Raw genomic sequence first — 14,642 nt, 5'->3', positions numbered from 1 at the left:
GCGGGTGTGGCGGGTGCGGTCTGCGAGGGTGGATTCACGACGTCTCCATGATCATCTTCGATCGAGCTTGTTCGTTTGTGATCGACTGTTTTGACTCCGATCGGATTGGAGTATTCACTACCTGACAACCGCATGCAACCGCGGCCCACTCGAAGGAGAGCACCAGATGTCGAACGCCGCGCGCCCCGCAGCCCTGGTCGCCATGTGGCCCGACGTGTTCTCGACGCTCTTCGACGACGCCCGTCTGGCCCGGCTCCACGCGCTGTGCGAGGTCCGCGACGACGAGACCACCGGCGACCTCGACGACCCGGCGCTCGCCGCACGGCTCGCGGAGGTCGAGGTGCTCATCACCTCGTGGGGCACCCCGCCGCTCACTGCGGAGCGGCTCGACCGCATGCCTCGGCTGCGCGCGGTCTTCCACTGCGCCGGCACGGTCCGCTCACTCGTGACCGACGCGGTCTGGGAGCGCGGCATCGTCGTCACCACGGCCGCCGAAGCGAACGCCATCCCGGTCGCCGAGTTCACCTTCGCCTCGATCGTGCTCGCCGGCAAGCGGGCACAGGTCTTCGCCCGCGACCCTCGGGCGCACCGTCGCGAGTGGCGCACCCTGCTCGAGACCACGAACCTGTCCAACCTCGGACGCCGCGTGGGCGTCGTCGGCTTCTCGCGCATCGGCCGTCGCGTCGTCGCGCTGCTCCAGCAGCTCGACGCGGTCGAAGTGCTCGTCGCCGACCCCTACGCCGACGCCACAGCCGTCGCCGCGGCCGGAGCCCGCCTCGTCCCGCTCGACGAGCTCCTGCCGAACGTCGACGTGCTCTCGCTGCACGCCCCGGAGCTCCCGGAGACGAAGCGCATGATCGGGGCTGCTCAGCTCGCAGCGCTCCCGGACGGCGCCACGGTGATCAACACGGCCCGCGGGAGCCTGCTCGACACCGACGCCCTCGCGGCGGAGTGCGCGAGTGGACGCCTCGACGCGATCCTCGACGTCACCGACCCGGAACCGCTGCCCGTGCACTCGCCGCTACTCGACCTCCCGAACGTCTCGATCACCCCGCACATCGCGGGCTCCCTCGGCCGGGAGACGCTGCGCATGACGGACGCGGCGCTCGACGACCTCGAGCGGTTCCTCAACGGCGAGGACCCGCGCGAAGCCGTCCGGGTCGCCGACCTGGGGGTGAGCGCCTGATGGTCGCGCTCCTGACCGCCCCGGCGTCGGAGACACTCGCCCTGGACCGCACCCTGTCACCGTCGACCGGCTGGACGCGCAGGCACTGGGAGGACCTCGCGGACCGGCTGCTCGGCGGTGCCGAACCCTTCACCTCGCCCGGTCGTGCCCGCATCCTGTTCCCGGGTGCGCCGGGCGGCTACGGCTCCGACATCGACGGGCTGGAGGGGTTCGCGCGGACGTTCATGCTTGCCGCCTTCCGGATCGCCGGTGATCCCGCGCGGACGGGCAACCTCGTCGAGCGCTACGCCGCGGGCCTCGCAGCGGGCACCGATCCGGACTCGCCGGAGCGGTGGCCGCGGCCGGACGAGGTCGACCAGGCCAAGGTCGAGGCCGCAGCCATCGCGATCGGACTCCACCTCACCCGTGCCGAACTCTGGGACCGTCTCGACGACCGGACCAAGCGCACGACGATCGACTGGCTCGCCACCGTCATCGGCCAGCCGTACCCGCCCATCAACTGGGTGTGGTTCCGCATCGTCGTCGAGGAGTTCCTGCGGACAGTCGGCGGCCCGTTCTCGGAAGCGGACCTCGAGGAGGACCTCGCGATCGCGGACGGTTTCTTCCGCGAGGACGGCTGGTTCGCCGACGGCGGCACGCGGGCCTACGACCACTACACCGGGTGGGCGCTCCACCTCTATCCGGTCCTGTGGCGCACGATGCTCGCGCCCGGGCATCCGAATCAGGCGCGCCTCGACCGCTACGACGCCCACCTCGACCGCTACCTGGAGGACGCCGTCGCGCTCGTCGGCGCGAACGGTTCGCCGCTCGTCCAGGGGCGGAGTCTCATCTACCGCTTCGCCGCCGCCGCACCATTCTGGGCCGGTGCGATGGCCGGGTCCACCGCGCTCTCGCCGGGACTCGTCCGTCGGGCGGCCAGCGGTGTCGTGTCGCACTTCGACGCGGCCGGCGCCCCCGACGTCCGCGGGATCCTGACGCTCGGCTGGCACCACGAGTGGCGGCAGCTCGCACAGTCCTACTCCGGCCCCGGTTCGCCCTACTGGGCGTCCAAAGGCATGCTCGGGCTCGCGCTCCCGGCCGAACACCCGGTGTGGACGGCGATCGAGGAACCACTGCCGATCGAGCGGGGCGACGTCTTCCGCACCGTCGTCGCCCCGGGCTGGATCGTCAGCGGGACGACCGCCGACGGTGTCGTCCGCGTCGTCAACCATGGGACGGACCACGCGAACGACGGCGTCGCCCAACGCGATGCGCCGCTGTACGCGCGTCTCGGCTATTCGACGGCGAACGCGCCCGTGCTTTCGGCCGATGCCCGCGACCCGTTCGACGGATCGGTCGTGCTCCTGGACGCCGAGGGGGTCCCGAGTCACCGTTCCGGGTTCACCAGAGGTGCGTTGACGACGCTGCCGACCTCCGACGGATCGTCCACCGGTTGGGCGACGTCCTCCGGTCTCGCCCGATGGATCGACGCCGATGCCGACGGCCCGGACCACGGCCACGGTCACGCTGCGGACCGGATCCGCACCGGCGCGCGGATCGACCTCTGTTCAGCCGTCCGTGGTCCCTGGGAGGTGCGGTTCGTCCGCGTCGTCCCGGGCGCGGGCGACGAGGTCCCGATCGGCGCGCTGCGTGTCGGCGGGTGGACCGTCAGCGGTCGTGACCTGGCCGTCGCCACCGACCCGACCTCGGCGGTCGCCGTCGCCGACGGGGTGCGTTCGGCCGTCGTCGAGCTCCCGCACGACCACGACCAGGTCCCGACCGCCGCGCGCCGGTTCGGCGTCCGCGAGCTCGACGACGCCACGCCGCTCGGACCCCGTTCGGGCACGCCGTGGTGCGAGACCGACGCACCCGTTCGCCCGGACCACTGGCACGCGTTCGCGCTCCTCCTCGACGGCGCCACGCAGCCGGGCGTCGTCGCCCCGGCGGTCGCGGGCGACGCCGGGTCCACCGGCCGCACCATCACCTGGCCGGACGGGGCGACGACCTCGCTCGACCTGCCCGCGTCGCACTGACGCCCACCGACCTCTCCATCCCGCAGCATCCCTGTTCCACCTGCACCGCCACCAGCACCGCCATCACCACCGACAGCACCACTACTCACCGAGGAGCATCCGCAATGAAGCGACCCATCCTGACCATCTCCGCGATCGCCGCAGCAGCCGGCCTCGCCCTCACCGGCTGCTCGGGTGGCGGCTCCGCCCAGCAGGACGAGGACGGCCCCGTCACGCTCAGCGTCTCCGTCTGGAACTACGACCAGACGCCCGAGTTCAAGGCGCTCTTCGACGCCTTCGAGGCCGAGCACCCCGACATCACGATCGAGCCCGTCGACATCCTCGCCGACGACTACTCGGACAAGGTCACGACGATGCTCGCGGGCGGCGACAAGACCGACGTCCTCACCATGAAGAACGTGACCGACTACGCGCGCTACGCGAACCGTGGCCAGCTCGTCGACGTGGGCGACGTCGTCGACGACATCGGTGCAGACAAGCTCGCCGGGATCGAGCCGTTCGCGCTCGACGACACCTACTACGCGGCGCCGTACCGCCAGGACTTCTGGCTGCTGTACTACAACAAGGCCATCTTCGACGCGGCCGGCATCGAGCACCCCGACAACCTCACCTGGGACGAGTACGCGGACATCGCGGCGAAGCTCACCTCGGGCGACGGCGATTCCAAGGTCTACGGCACCTACAACCACTACTGGCGCTCCGTCGTCCAGTCGATCGCCGCAGCCCAGACCGGCGGCGACCTCATCAGCGGCGACTACGGCTTCATGCAGGACCAGTACGACCTCACCCTCGACCTGCAGGAGAAGGGCTACGCGCTCGACTACGGCACGGCGAAGACCCAGCAGATCAGCTACCGCACCATGTTCGAGACCGGCAAGGCCGCGATGATGCCGATGGGCACCTGGTACATCGCGGGCATCGCGCAGTCGATCGAGAGCGGCGCGACCGACGTCGACTGGGGTGTCGCGCAGATGCCGCAGCTCAAGGCCGGTGAGGAGACGGTGACCTTCGGTTCGCCGACCGCGTTCGCCGTCAACAAGAACTCCACGCACCAGGCCGCCGCGAAGACCTTCCTCGAGTTCGCCGCGAGTGAGGCCGGTGCCAAGGCCATCGCCGCGATCGGGGTCGTCCCCGCGTACCAGTCCGACGACGTCACCGCGGCGTTCACGGCCCTCCCGACCGACGACCTCTCGGTCAAGGCGTTCCAGGAGCCGAAGGACGTCGTCCTCGAGATGCCCGTGAGCGAGTACTCCTCCGACGTCAGCTCGATCCTCGACGAGGAGCACGACCTCATCATGGTCGGCGAGTCCGACGTCGACGACGCCATCACGAAGATGCAGGACCGCGTCAAGAACGACGTCCTCGTCGACTAGCCGCGATCGCGGGGCCGGCACGCCCGGCCCCGCGATCCCCGCGTCCGCCCGGCGCGTCCCCACCGACCCCGCACCACCGTCCTCGAAAGGCTCGTCATGGCGATCGCAGCCCCACCGCAACGCACCCGCTCCAGCAGCCGCGTCCGCAGGAATGCGCTCGTCGGCTGGAGCTTCATCCTGCCGAACTTCATCGGCTTCGCGCTCCTGACCCTCATCCCGATGTGCGCGGCGTTCGTCATCGCGTTCATGAAGTGGGACTCGTACTCACCGCCCGAGTGGGTCGGGTTCGCGAACTTCGCCCGCATGATGCGTGACGAGTCCTTCTGGATCGCGCTCGGCAACACCGCCTACTACGCGGCCGGCCACATCCCGCTCACGATCCTCGCGTCGCTCGGCCTGGCACTGCTCCTCAACCGCAAGCTCCGCGGCCTCGGCTTCTTCCGCACCGCGATGTTCTTCCCGTACATCACCTCGCTCGTCGCCGTCGCCGTCGTGTGGAACATGCTCTTCAACCCCACCGCCGGCCCGATCAACCAGTTCCTGGAGCTCATCGGTGTCGCCGACCCGCCCGGTTGGACGACGAGCTCCGCGTGGGCGATGCCCGCCGTGATCATCACTAGCGTGTGGCGCGACATGGGCTACTACATGGTGCTCTACCTCGCCGGCCTCCAGGCGATCCCGCAGGAGTACTACGAGGCCGCCGAGGTCGACGGTGCGAACGCCTGGCAGCGGTTCTGGAACATCACCATCCCGTCGCTCCGTCCGACGACGTTCTTCGTCCTCATCATGGTGACGATCGCGAGCTTCAAGGTGTTCGACCTCATCGTCGTCATGACGGGAGGCGGCCCAGGCCGGTCCACGCTCGTCCTCTCGCAGCTCATCTACCGCGAGGGCATCACCGAGAACCGCTTCGGATACTCCTCGGCGATCTCGCTCGTGCTGTTCGTCATCGTGCTCGTCTTCACCGTCGTCCAGTTCAAGCTGCAGCAGAGGAAGGAACGCTGATGTCGACCAGCGCCACCACGCGTGCCTCGTCCACGGTCCCGTCGTCGGCGGAGGTCGCGATCGCCGAGGTCACCGACGCCATCACCCCACCCGTGCTGCCCGGGGCTGGAGGCAAGCGCACCCGGGTGCGCCGCCACGGTCCGATCTCGCCGCTGCGCCGCGTGCTCATCTACGTGATGCTCACCGTGCTGACCGCGATCATCTTCGTCCCGTTCTTCTGGATGGTCTCGTCGTCCCTCAAACAGAACAACGAGGTGTTCTCGATCCCCGTCCAGTGGATCCCCACCGAGTTCGTCTGGCAGAACTACGTCGACATCTGGACCCGCATCCCGATGCTGACCTACCTCAAGAACTCGCTGTTCCTATCGGTTACCATCACGATCCTGCAGGTGCTCACCGGGAGCTTCGCCGCCTACGGCTTCTCGAAGATGCACTTCAAGGGACGTGACGTCCTGTTCGTCGCCTACATCGCGACGATCGCGGTGCCGTGGCAGGCCTACATGATCCCGCAGTACATCATGATGCAGAACGCCGGCCTCGTGAACACGCACCTCTCGATCATCCTGCTGCAGGCGTTCGGCGCCTTCGGGGTGTTCCTCATGCGGCAGTATTACCTGACCATTCCCGACGAACTGAGCGAGGCCGCCCGCATCGACGGCCTCAACGAGTACGCGATCTGGTGGCGGATCATCCTGCCGCTCACGAAGCCGGCGCTCGCGAGTCTCGCGCTGCTGACCTTCGTCTCCACCTGGAACGACTACATGGGTCCGTTCATCTACCTGACGAGCAACGACCTCTGGACGGTGCAGCTCGGTCTGCGCTCCTTCGTCGGGCAGTACGACGCCGAGTACGCGCTCATCATGGCCGGGTCCGTCGTCTCCGTCATCCCGATCGTGCTGATCTTCCTCCTCGGCCAGCGCTACTTCATCCAGGGCATCGCGACGAGCGGGATGAAGGGATGAGCGCGGTGACCGAGCGGCGCGCGGACAACCGTGCCGGCGGCGTGCGCGGGTTGCTGCAGCCGCGCCGAGAGGCCTTCGAGTCGGTGTTCGGCGTCGTGTACCGCTCGCTCATGGTCGGCGTCGGCGTCGGGATCGGCGCGCTCCCGTTGGCGGCCGCGATCGTCCTCGTCGCCGAGCCACTCGCGAGCTGGCCGTTCCTGCTGCTGTGCTCGCTCCCGCTCGGCCCCGCCTTCGCCGCCGGCTGCTGGTCGTTCCAGCGGTCGCGCGACGCCGCCGATGCCGGGCCGCTGCGGGAGGTCGGGATCGGCCTCCTGCGGACCTGGCGTCCGGCGCTCGCCGCGTGGTCGCTCGTGTGCGCGCTCACGTTCGTCGTCGTGATCGACCTCGTCGCCGTGTGGGGGACGCCGTTCGCGATGCTGCTCGGGCCGCTGCTCGTCGTCGTGCTGCTGCTCGCGGTCGTCGCAGCCTTCGGCGTCTTCGCCGGGCTGGCGGCCGCTCCGGGCCTGCGGTTCCGGGCGCAGCTGCTCGGCGGGCTCGTCCGGACCGTCCGTCGGCCGGGCACCTCGCTCCTGTCGCTCGTGCTCCTGGCCGCGTGGACCCTCATCGTCCTCGCGCAACCGGTGCTCGGGCTCCTCGCCCTCGGCGGTTTCGTCCTCTACGCGGTCTGGAGCAACGCCGCGGCGGCGCTCGCCGACTGACCTCCCGGATTGTCCGACGCTCGGGCCCGTTGAGTGGTTGGATCGACGCATGGGCGAGCACAGAGGTCAGCGGACACTCACCACCAGCGGATGGCACGACTTCTGGGCGAAGGGCGGCATCGGGCGGGCGTTCCTGCTGGCCATCGTCTACCTCGCCCTGTACCTCGGGGCCGGCTGGGTCGTCGGGCAGCTCTTCGGCTCGCAGATCGGTGAGGACCTCTTCGCGACCCCGCAGAGCGTGTTCTTCGGGCTCATGCTGCCGCTGATCATCGGATCCGTCCTTCTGGCCGGCTTCGTCCTCTCGGTCGGCTGGTTCCGGGAGCTCTTCGCGAAGCAGCCGATCCGCGGACGCTGGTGGATGTGGGCCGCGCCGATCGTGATCCTCGCCGCGGTCGTCCTGCGGTTGCTCGGCATCGACTACGGGAGCTACGAGGGTTCCGTGGTCGTGGTCGCGATGCTGTCCGGCGTGTTCATCGGGTTCGCCGAGGAGATCCTGACCCGCGGACTGGTCGCGAAGATGCTGCGTGACGCCGGAAGTTCGGAATGGATCGTGATGGTGATCTCCTCGCTGGTCTTCGCGCTGCTGCACGCGTCCAACCTCCTGTCGGGCCAGCCGGTCACGACCGTGCTCGTGACCGTCGTCTACACCTTCGGATTCGGCGTGTGCATGTACCTGACGCTCCGGGTGACCGGCAACCTCATCTGGCCGATCCTGATCCACGGACTCTACGACCCGACGCTCTTCCTCTCGACCGGTGGGATCGACCACGCGGGAGCGGCCGCCGGCCAGAGCGTGTTCCTGGCGATCGCCGGTCCGGCCAACCTGCTCATCATGCTCGTCGCCGTGATCGGTCTGATCTTCGTCCGTGGGCACGTGCAGGCCCACCCGGTCGACGACGTGCTGCGGCCGTAGCCGACCGACCCCTCCGGCGCACCGGCCGGGTACGCTCGGACGGATGACCACCGCGCGGCAGTACCCGGCGACGATCGCCGCGCCGGTCGAGCACGAACTCGTGATCAAGAAGTCGCGGTTCCTCGGCCTCGCGCATCCGGTCGCCTCCCCGGAGGACGCCGAAGCGGTCATTGCGCGGGTGAAGAAGCAGGCGTGGGATGCGCGACACCACTGCGTCGCGATGGTCACCGGGCTGCTCGGCGACCAGGCCCGCTCGTCCGATGACGGTGAACCGTCCGGCACGGCGGGGATGCCGATCCTCGAGGTCATCCGGCGGCGCGAACTGACCGACGTGGTCGTCGTCGTCACGCGGTATTTCGGTGGCGTCAAGCTCGGGGCGGGCGGGCTCGTCCGTGCGTACTCCTCGGCGGCCTCCGAGACGCTCGACCTCGCCGCGCTCGTGCGCCGTGAGACGCTGACCCGCGCGACCCTCGTCGTCCCGCACGCCGACGCCGGGCGCTACGACAACCTGCTGCGCGATTGGGCCGGTAGCCACGGCGCGACGCTCGGCGATCAGACCTACAGGGCGCAGGCGGAGCTGGAACTGTGGGTGCCACCTGCGGAGCTGGAGCGGCTCCAGGCCGACGTGGCGTCGGCTTCCAACGGTTCGCTCGCCGTGGCCGTCGGGGAGGAACGCGTCGTCGACGTCCCGGCGCTTCGCTGAGCTGCCCGGATCTGCGCGGAATCAGCCGGATGCAGAGCAGATCCGGGCGACTCAGGGGAACCTGCGATCCCGATAGGGTCGGACCATGCACACCGACGTGACCCGCATCGACGGGCTTCCCGACCTCGCCTGGACCTCGACCCGCGGAATCGCATCGTTCGACGCCGATGCCGGAGCGCTCACCCTCACCTCCGCCGCCGGCGTCGACTGGAGTAACAGCTCGCTCGGTGGGCCGCGTGAGTTGCGTGCCACGGCGCTCGCCTTCGACGCACCCGACCACTTCACACTCTCGGCGCGGGTCGCGGTCGTGGGCGAGCGCAGTACTTTCGACGCCGGTGCCCTCGCACTCTGGATCGACGACGAGCACTGGGCCAAGCTCTGCTTCGAGCAGTCGCCGCAAGGGCAGGCGATGGTGGTGAGCGTCGTGACGAACACCTGGTCGGACGACGTGAACTCGACGCACGTCCTGGCCGACCACGTGTGGATGCGCGTCAGTCGTCTCGGCGAGGCATGGGCATTCCACAGCTCGACCGACGGTGTCACGTGGGACTTCGTCCGGGTCTTCCGTCTGCACAGCGACGCCCCGGTGCGCGTCGGCTTCCTCTCGCAGGCGCCGCTCGGTCCGCCCTGCGAGGCGCGATTCGACGAGATCGCATTCGGCGCTGCACCCCCGAGGGACCTCCGCGACGGGAGCTGACCCCCGCTGAGTTGCCCGGAATAGCGCGGAAACCGGCGGTACGTGTGCAGTTCCGGGCGACTCAGCGCGAGGGCAGCTTGACGTATCGGAACCTATCTTCCTAGAGTGGTCGCATGGCACGCAGACGACCCGGCACGCTCTTCCCGCTCGAGCTCGACATCCTCGACGTCGGCACCGTGTTGCAGGCGACCGAGGGGAGCTTCTACGGCTTCGCCCTCGCCAAGCAGCTCGCCGAAGCAGGAGACGCCGCCCTCACCGCGCACGGCACGCTCTACAAGGCCCTGTCGCGGATGGCCGACGCCGGCCTGATCGAGGCGAGCTGGGAGGACCCGGAGGTCGCGGAGGCGGAGGGTCGCCCCCGCCGGCGGCTGTACCGGATCACCGGCGAAGGCGCGACGGCCCGGGATCGCGAGCATGCGAGGATCGCCGGTGAGCAGGCCACCTCGGCGAGGCCGGCGGGTGCGGCGTGGACGCAGGGGGCGATCGCGTGACCGCCATCCGGACGCCGGAGTACCGCACAGCCGCCCACCGGGTCCTGAACTGGTGCGGGTGGTACACCCGCGACCTCTCGCCCGACGTCGCCGGGGAGCGGCGCGACGAGATCGCATCCGACCTGCACGAGCACGCCGTCTGGGCCCAGGAGGCGGGCGTCACGCCGCAACGGCTCCGGCGCGACATCATGCTGCGTGCCATCCGTGGGATCCCGCACGACCTCTCATGGCGCTCCGGGCAGTTGCGCGCGGGACACGGCCTCGATCCGATGCCGCTCGGCATGCGGCGGACCGGTGACGTCCTCGCAGCCCTCGTGGTGACCGGCGGTGTCCTGGTCACCGGAGCAGCCCTGTTCCTCCTCGTCCGGATCGTCCGTGCGCTCGTCATCGGCGACGTCGTCGAGGCGCCGGCGGGTGCGGTCGGTGTGGCGGTCGCCGCGGTCCTGGGCGTCGTGGGGCTCGTGCTGTCGTTGCGGCGACGCAGTCGATGGCTCGGCGCGGGGCTCCTGGCGCCCGCAGCGGTCCTCATCGGCGTGCTCGCGGGCGACATCATGTACCGCGTCAGCGCGACCGGCGTGCTCGTCGTGTCGCGCCTGAGCTCGCACGGCGCCGGGCTCGAACCGTGGTGGGTGATGAGCGTGGCGATCGGCGTGGGCGCTGCGCTCGGGTTCATCGGAGCCGCGGTGTGGTGGTGGCCTGGGGGTCGCCGAACGACGGAACGGGACGCAGCGGCATCGGTGCAGGGGGAGACGGCATGAGCGGAGACGAGATCCACGACGGGCCGGATGCGGCGCAGGAGACGGCACCCGTCCGCCGGAGTCCCGGAACGCTCCGTCGACGGATCGGGCTCGGCATCGCGATGAGCGGGGTGCTCGCAGTGGCAGCGGGCGGCGTGTTCATCGGGGTGTCGAACGCCCAGGCGGCCGCTGACGACGCACGATCCCTCGAAGCGGTCGCCGACGCCGCCGCGTCGCTCGACGACCTCCCGCCCGTCGAACCCGTGGTGCCCGCGGATCCCGCAGCGACGCCGGACGCTGGCGAACCCGTCTCGCCGGCGTCCGGCGTCGACAACTCGCAGACACCGGAGGGCTGGTACGACGCGACCACCGACCCGGCTTCGATCGTGCCCAGCACCGACTCGTACCTCAGCGACGGGATCTGGGAGGCACAGCAGCAGATCATCGCGAAGTGCATGGCTGATCAGGGCTTCTGGTACGCCTGGACGAACGACCGCTCCAAGATCCTCGATCCGCTCTTCGGCATGGTCATGTCGGAGTCCTCCGATGCGGCGTTCCTGGCCCGGTGGGGGACGAACCCTGACGATCAACCGTACGACTGGAAGCTCGCCGGCTGCCACGGCTACGCCGTCCACGTCACGGGGATGGACGACGCCCACTGACGCCGTCGGTCGACGGTGCCGTCGTCGGGCGCCGGTGCTAGCGTCGCCCGCATGAGAATCCTGTTGATCGGTGCCAGTGGACAAGTCGGACGAGCGGCGCAGGACGCCCTCGCGGAGCGTCACGAGGTGATCGCGGTGTCGCGCTCGACGGCGCCCGCCGTCGACACCACGGACGAGGCGTCGATCGAGGCGCTGTTCGCCGAGGTGGGCGAGGTCGACGCGGTGATCGTCGCCGTCGGATCCGTCCCGTTCAAGCCCGTGGAGGAGCTGACCCGCGACGACTATCGCGCGGCCTTCCTCGGCAAGGTGCTCAGCCAGCTCGACGTCGTGCGGATCGGGACCCCGTTCGTCCGCGACGGCGGCTCCTTCACGCTCACGACGGGCATCCTCGCCCGCGAGCCGATCGCGACGGGCGCTGCGGCCTCGATGGCCAACGGAGCGGTCGAGTCCTTCGTGATCGGTGCCGCCCCGGAACTTCCGCGCGGCATCCGCATCAACGCCGTCAGCCCCACGGTGCTGGCCGAGGCAACCGGCTACCACGACGCGTTCCCGGGCTTCGCGCCGGTCGCGTCCGACGTGGTGGGCCTCGCGTTCGTCCGTGCCGTGGAGGGTGTCGGCACCGGTCGGGTACTCGCGCTCGACTGAGCTGCCCCGACACCCTCCTGAGGTGAGGCGGATCGTCGCCCGGTCGCCCGCGAAGCGACGATCCGCCTCCGCTCAGCCGCGCTCTCGACGCGGTCGATGCCCCAGCGCTAGGGTCGGCACATGACCCGCTTCCTGCTCAGCATCGCCGTCAGTCTGCTGTCCTCGGCGATCGGGCTGCTCGTCGCCGACTGGGTCGTGCCCGGCGTCGGCCTGTCGCTCGGCGGCTTCATCTTCGCCGTCGTCGTCTTCACGGTCGCGCAGGGCGTCCTCGGACCCTTCATCCTCCGGCTCGCGCGGCGCTACGCCTCGGCGATCCTCGGCGGCATCGGACTCGTGACGACGCTCGTGTCGCTCTTCGTCGCGTCGATCCTCCCCGGCGGCCTCCACATCCGCGGTGTCCTGGCCTGGGTGCTCGCACCGCTGGTGGTGTGGCTGGTCGCGGCGCTCGGGAGCTGGATCCTCGGCTGGGCCCTCATCACGCGACGGTTCGGCGACCGGGATCGCGACCGGGGCCGCGCGAGCTCGAAGCGGTAGTCGCGCGGCGCCCGGACAGGATCAGCGGCTGGCGGCCAGGGCGGCCGCCAGCTCGACGCGGCTCGCGACGCCGAGCTTCCGCAGGACGTTCGCGATGTGGAACTTGACGGTGTTCTCGCTGATGGTGAGGGTCTCGGCGATCGCCCGGTTCCGTGCCCCACCGGCGGCCAGCTCGGCCACGCTCCATTCGCGCTCGGTGAGCGCGGCGGCCGAGTCGGAGCGGGTCTGCGTCGCGGGCGGCGGGTCGAGCGGCAGTGTCACGTGCAGCTCCGAGCCCCACCCGGGCGTCGCCTGGACATCGAGACTGCCGCGGAGAGCGGCGACGCGAGCGCCGAGCTGCTGCACGCTCGGGGTGTCGACGGTCAACTCGCCGGGGCCGTCGTCGCGGATGCCGATGAGCAGGTTGCTGCCGTCGCAGTCCCACTGCACCCGGACCCGCCCGACCGAGGACTGCTCGACGAGCGCGAGGACCGTCCCGCGGACGATCGCCCGTCCCGCATGCGCCACCTCGCCGGGCAGGGCCCGACCGTCGACGGGCGGCTCGATGAACTGGACCTCGGGGCCGCCGAAGCGGGCCAGCGGGCGGAGGTCCTCGCGGAGTCTGGCGAAGGCGCGCGCGACCGGTTCCTCGGCCAGTTGGCGGTCGCGGTCGGACACCGCCCGCAGCTCGACCATCGCGGCCGAGGCGATCTCGGTCACCGCCGCTCGGGCGTCATCCGCCGACGTCTGACGCGACCGGGTGACCGCGAGGATCGACTCCAGCGTCGTCGCATGGGCGTCGGTGAGCTCCGCGATCGCGCCGGCCCGCTCGCTCGACGCGGCCCGGGAGTCGCGGAGGTAGTCGGGGGCCGCCGTCGCGACCTGCTGTCGGATACCGGCCGCGACGACCTCCCAGAGGGCGCCGACGAGCCGGTCGTCGATCGGTCCCTCCGGGTCGGTCAGGACGAGGAGGGCGCCGGTGTCGGCCAGCCAGGCCGCGATCGGACGTTCCGCTCCTGCGATCACTGCCGACGTCGGCCGGTCGGCGTGGGGGGCGGCACCGGCGGTCACAGGGGTGACCGGGCCGCGGGGGGTGCGCTGCCGGACGGCGTCGAGCTCGGCGATCGCGACGCCCTCGACGATCGCGGGGTCGCCGGCCTTCTTCCGGGGGCGGCCGGTGCAGTCCTCGGTGAAGATCACGAGCGCGGAATGGGCGACGACGGGCTGGAGGACTTCCCGGAACGCACCGGCGATGCGCAACAGCGAGCTGGATGCGACGGCGGCCAGGCCGTCGAGCAGCTCGACCGGGTAGGTGACAGTGCGTTCGATCATGTCCGCACCCTATCCCATCGATCCACACCCACCCGTTCGGGTAGGTGGAACCGTTCGGGCGAGCAGCGGTGCACCTACCCGATCACGCCCAGGATGGAGGGATGTCGAACCCCACCGTCCCTCCATCCACGTCGGTGACGCCCGCGACCTCGACGGTCCAGGGGGCGCTCGCCGCGATCGACGCCGAGCTGCATCGCACCGTGTCGAGCCTGCTGGAGGCCGATCCGGCCCCGTTCGCCGGAGCACTCGAGCGCCTGCGAACGGCGGACCGCGTGTTCGTGTCCGGCGCAGGTCGTTCCGGTCTCGCGCTCCGGATGACCGCGATGCGCCTCATGCACCTCGGGCTCACCGTGCACGTCGTCGGCGAGACGACGACCCCCGCGATCGTCGCCGGTGACGTCCTGCTCGTCGCCAGCGGCTCCGGCACGACGACGGGTGTGGTGCGTGCCGCGGACACGGCCGTCTCCGTCGGTGCCCAGGTGATCGCCATCACGACCGACCCCGCATCCCCGCTCGCCGAGTTGGCCGCCGAGACGATCGTCGTCCCCGCCGCGCAGAAGACCGACCACGGCGGCACGCGTTCCGTGCAGTACTCGGGGAGCCTCTTCGAGCAGGCGGTCATGCTGCTCGGTGACGCGTTCTTCCACGCGCTCTGGCAGTCCGCCGGCGTCGGCGCTGAGGAACTGTGGCCGCGCCACGCGAACCTCGAGTAG

General features: G+C 70.4%; 16 protein-coding genes. 15 read left to right on the top strand and 1 reads right to left on the bottom strand.

What is annotated here, in order from left to right; all coding sequences use genetic code 11:
- Positions 1 to 166: 166 nt before the first annotated feature.
- The 14 genes from ITJ62_RS01965 to ITJ62_RS01900 all read left to right on the top strand — a co-directional run bounded on the left by ITJ62_RS01965 (position 167) and on the right by ITJ62_RS01900 (position 12,618).
- A complete protein-coding gene (locus ITJ62_RS01965; RefSeq protein WP_200811395.1) occupies positions 167 to 1,186 on the top strand; it encodes a hydroxyacid dehydrogenase in 1,020 nt (339 codons plus the stop codon).
- Positions 1,186 to 3,198 carry a DUF2264 domain-containing protein gene (locus tag ITJ62_RS01960; protein ID WP_194599468.1) on the top strand — a complete coding sequence of 671 codons (2,013 nt, stop codon included), beginning with the start codon at positions 1,186 to 1,188 and terminating at the stop codon, positions 3,196 to 3,198. Before ITJ62_RS01965 ends, ITJ62_RS01960 begins: the two co-directional genes overlap by 1 nt.
- A 104-nt stretch (positions 3,199 to 3,302) precedes the next feature.
- Complete coding sequence (locus ITJ62_RS01955; RefSeq protein WP_194599467.1) at positions 3,303 to 4,571, top strand: ABC transporter substrate-binding protein; 1,269 nt, start codon at positions 3,303 to 3,305, stop codon at positions 4,569 to 4,571.
- Between the two features lie 96 nt (positions 4,572 to 4,667).
- The gene (locus ITJ62_RS01950) at positions 4,668 to 5,576 is read left to right on the top strand and encodes a carbohydrate ABC transporter permease (protein WP_124768540.1); all 909 of its coding nucleotides are present in this window, start codon (positions 4,668 to 4,670) and stop codon (positions 5,574 to 5,576) included.
- Positions 5,576 to 6,538 carry a carbohydrate ABC transporter permease gene (locus tag ITJ62_RS01945; RefSeq protein ID WP_137242439.1) on the top strand — a complete coding sequence of 321 codons (963 nt, stop codon included), beginning with the start codon at positions 5,576 to 5,578 and terminating at the stop codon, positions 6,536 to 6,538. The genes ITJ62_RS01950 and ITJ62_RS01945 overlap by 1 nt, the downstream gene beginning before the upstream one ends.
- Positions 6,535 to 7,236: a hypothetical protein gene (locus ITJ62_RS01940; RefSeq protein WP_194599466.1), complete on the top strand. Its 702-nt coding sequence runs from the start codon at positions 6,535 to 6,537 to the stop codon at positions 7,234 to 7,236. The genes ITJ62_RS01945 and ITJ62_RS01940 overlap by 4 nt, the downstream gene beginning before the upstream one ends.
- 49 nt (positions 7,237 to 7,285) lie before the next feature.
- A complete protein-coding gene (locus ITJ62_RS01935; RefSeq protein ID WP_194599465.1) occupies positions 7,286 to 8,149 on the top strand; it encodes a CPBP family intramembrane glutamic endopeptidase in 864 nt (287 codons plus the stop codon).
- 43 nt (positions 8,150 to 8,192) lie between these two features.
- On the top strand, positions 8,193 to 8,852 hold the full coding sequence (locus ITJ62_RS01930) for a YigZ family protein (protein ID WP_194599464.1): 660 nt from the start codon (positions 8,193 to 8,195) through the stop codon (positions 8,850 to 8,852).
- 85 nt (positions 8,853 to 8,937) lie between these two features.
- On the top strand, positions 8,938 to 9,549 hold the full coding sequence (locus tag ITJ62_RS01925; RefSeq protein WP_194599463.1) for a DUF1349 domain-containing protein: 612 nt from the start codon (positions 8,938 to 8,940) through the stop codon (positions 9,547 to 9,549).
- Positions 9,550 to 9,662: 113 nt separating this feature from the next.
- Positions 9,663 to 10,040: a PadR family transcriptional regulator gene (locus tag ITJ62_RS01920; protein WP_194599462.1), complete on the top strand. Its 378-nt coding sequence runs from the start codon at positions 9,663 to 9,665 to the stop codon at positions 10,038 to 10,040.
- Complete coding sequence (locus tag ITJ62_RS01915) at positions 10,037 to 10,798, top strand: hypothetical protein (RefSeq protein WP_194599461.1); 762 nt, start codon at positions 10,037 to 10,039, stop codon at positions 10,796 to 10,798. The genes ITJ62_RS01920 and ITJ62_RS01915 overlap by 4 nt, the downstream gene beginning before the upstream one ends.
- Complete coding sequence (locus ITJ62_RS01910) at positions 10,795 to 11,439, top strand: hypothetical protein (protein ID WP_194599460.1); 645 nt, start codon at positions 10,795 to 10,797, stop codon at positions 11,437 to 11,439. Before ITJ62_RS01915 ends, ITJ62_RS01910 begins: the two co-directional genes overlap by 4 nt.
- 51 nt (positions 11,440 to 11,490) lie before the next feature.
- Entirely contained in the window at positions 11,491 to 12,084 is a 594-nt protein-coding gene (locus tag ITJ62_RS01905) for a short chain dehydrogenase (protein ID WP_194599459.1), read from the top strand.
- A 120-nt stretch (positions 12,085 to 12,204) separates the two neighbouring features.
- Positions 12,205 to 12,618, top strand: coding sequence for a phage holin family protein (locus ITJ62_RS01900; RefSeq protein ID WP_194599458.1), 414 nt, complete (start codon positions 12,205 to 12,207; stop codon positions 12,616 to 12,618).
- A gap of 21 nt (positions 12,619 to 12,639) precedes the next feature.
- Here ITJ62_RS01900 and ITJ62_RS01895 read toward each other — a convergent pair whose 3' ends face one another.
- Positions 12,640 to 13,929: a LuxR C-terminal-related transcriptional regulator gene (locus ITJ62_RS01895; RefSeq protein ID WP_194599457.1), complete on the bottom strand. Its 1,290-nt coding sequence runs from the start codon at positions 13,927 to 13,929 to the stop codon at positions 12,640 to 12,642.
- A 101-nt stretch (positions 13,930 to 14,030) separates the two neighbouring features.
- On the opposite strand from ITJ62_RS01895, the gene hxlB reads away from it, so the two are divergent.
- The gene (hxlB, locus tag ITJ62_RS01890; RefSeq protein WP_194599456.1) at positions 14,031 to 14,642 is read left to right on the top strand and encodes a 6-phospho-3-hexuloisomerase; all 612 of its coding nucleotides are present in this window, start codon (positions 14,031 to 14,033) and stop codon (positions 14,640 to 14,642) included.

Origin of the sequence: Plantibacter sp. VKM Ac-2876, from assembly GCF_015350715.1 — a bacterium.
Classification (GTDB): Bacteria; Actinomycetota; Actinomycetes; order Actinomycetales; family Microbacteriaceae; genus Plantibacter; species Plantibacter auratus.
The sequence above is the reverse complement of the archived record's forward strand: the minus strand, read 5'-3'. Positions and strand labels throughout refer to the sequence as shown.

Bases quoted from the DNA above. Each gene is read 5' to 3' on its own strand.
- ITJ62_RS01965 (WP_200811395.1), top strand. From the start codon at position 167: ATGTCGAACGCCGCGCGCCCCGCAGCCCTGGTCGCCATGTGGCCCGAC.
- ITJ62_RS01960 (WP_194599468.1), top strand. From the start codon at position 1,186: ATGGTCGCGCTCCTGACCGCCCCGGCGTCGGAGACACTCGCCCTGGAC.
- ITJ62_RS01955 (WP_194599467.1), top strand. From the start codon at position 3,303: ATGAAGCGACCCATCCTGACCATCTCCGCGATCGCCGCAGCAGCCGGC.
- ITJ62_RS01950 (WP_124768540.1), top strand. From the start codon at position 4,668: ATGGCGATCGCAGCCCCACCGCAACGCACCCGCTCCAGCAGCCGCGTC.
- ITJ62_RS01945 (WP_137242439.1), top strand. From the start codon at position 5,576: ATGTCGACCAGCGCCACCACGCGTGCCTCGTCCACGGTCCCGTCGTCG.
- ITJ62_RS01940 (WP_194599466.1), top strand. From the start codon at position 6,535: ATGAGCGCGGTGACCGAGCGGCGCGCGGACAACCGTGCCGGCGGCGTG.
- ITJ62_RS01935 (WP_194599465.1), top strand. From the start codon at position 7,286: ATGGGCGAGCACAGAGGTCAGCGGACACTCACCACCAGCGGATGGCAC.
- ITJ62_RS01930 (WP_194599464.1), top strand. From the start codon at position 8,193: ATGACCACCGCGCGGCAGTACCCGGCGACGATCGCCGCGCCGGTCGAG.
- ITJ62_RS01925 (WP_194599463.1), top strand. From the start codon at position 8,938: ATGCACACCGACGTGACCCGCATCGACGGGCTTCCCGACCTCGCCTGG.
- ITJ62_RS01920 (WP_194599462.1), top strand. From the start codon at position 9,663: ATGGCACGCAGACGACCCGGCACGCTCTTCCCGCTCGAGCTCGACATC.
- ITJ62_RS01910 (WP_194599460.1), top strand. From the start codon at position 10,795: ATGAGCGGAGACGAGATCCACGACGGGCCGGATGCGGCGCAGGAGACG.
- ITJ62_RS01905 (WP_194599459.1), top strand. From the start codon at position 11,491: ATGAGAATCCTGTTGATCGGTGCCAGTGGACAAGTCGGACGAGCGGCG.
- ITJ62_RS01900 (WP_194599458.1), top strand. From the start codon at position 12,205: ATGACCCGCTTCCTGCTCAGCATCGCCGTCAGTCTGCTGTCCTCGGCG.
- ITJ62_RS01895 (WP_194599457.1), bottom strand. From the start codon at position 13,929: ATGATCGAACGCACTGTCACCTACCCGGTCGAGCTGCTCGACGGCCTG.
- hxlB (WP_194599456.1), top strand. From the start codon at position 14,031: ATGTCGAACCCCACCGTCCCTCCATCCACGTCGGTGACGCCCGCGACC.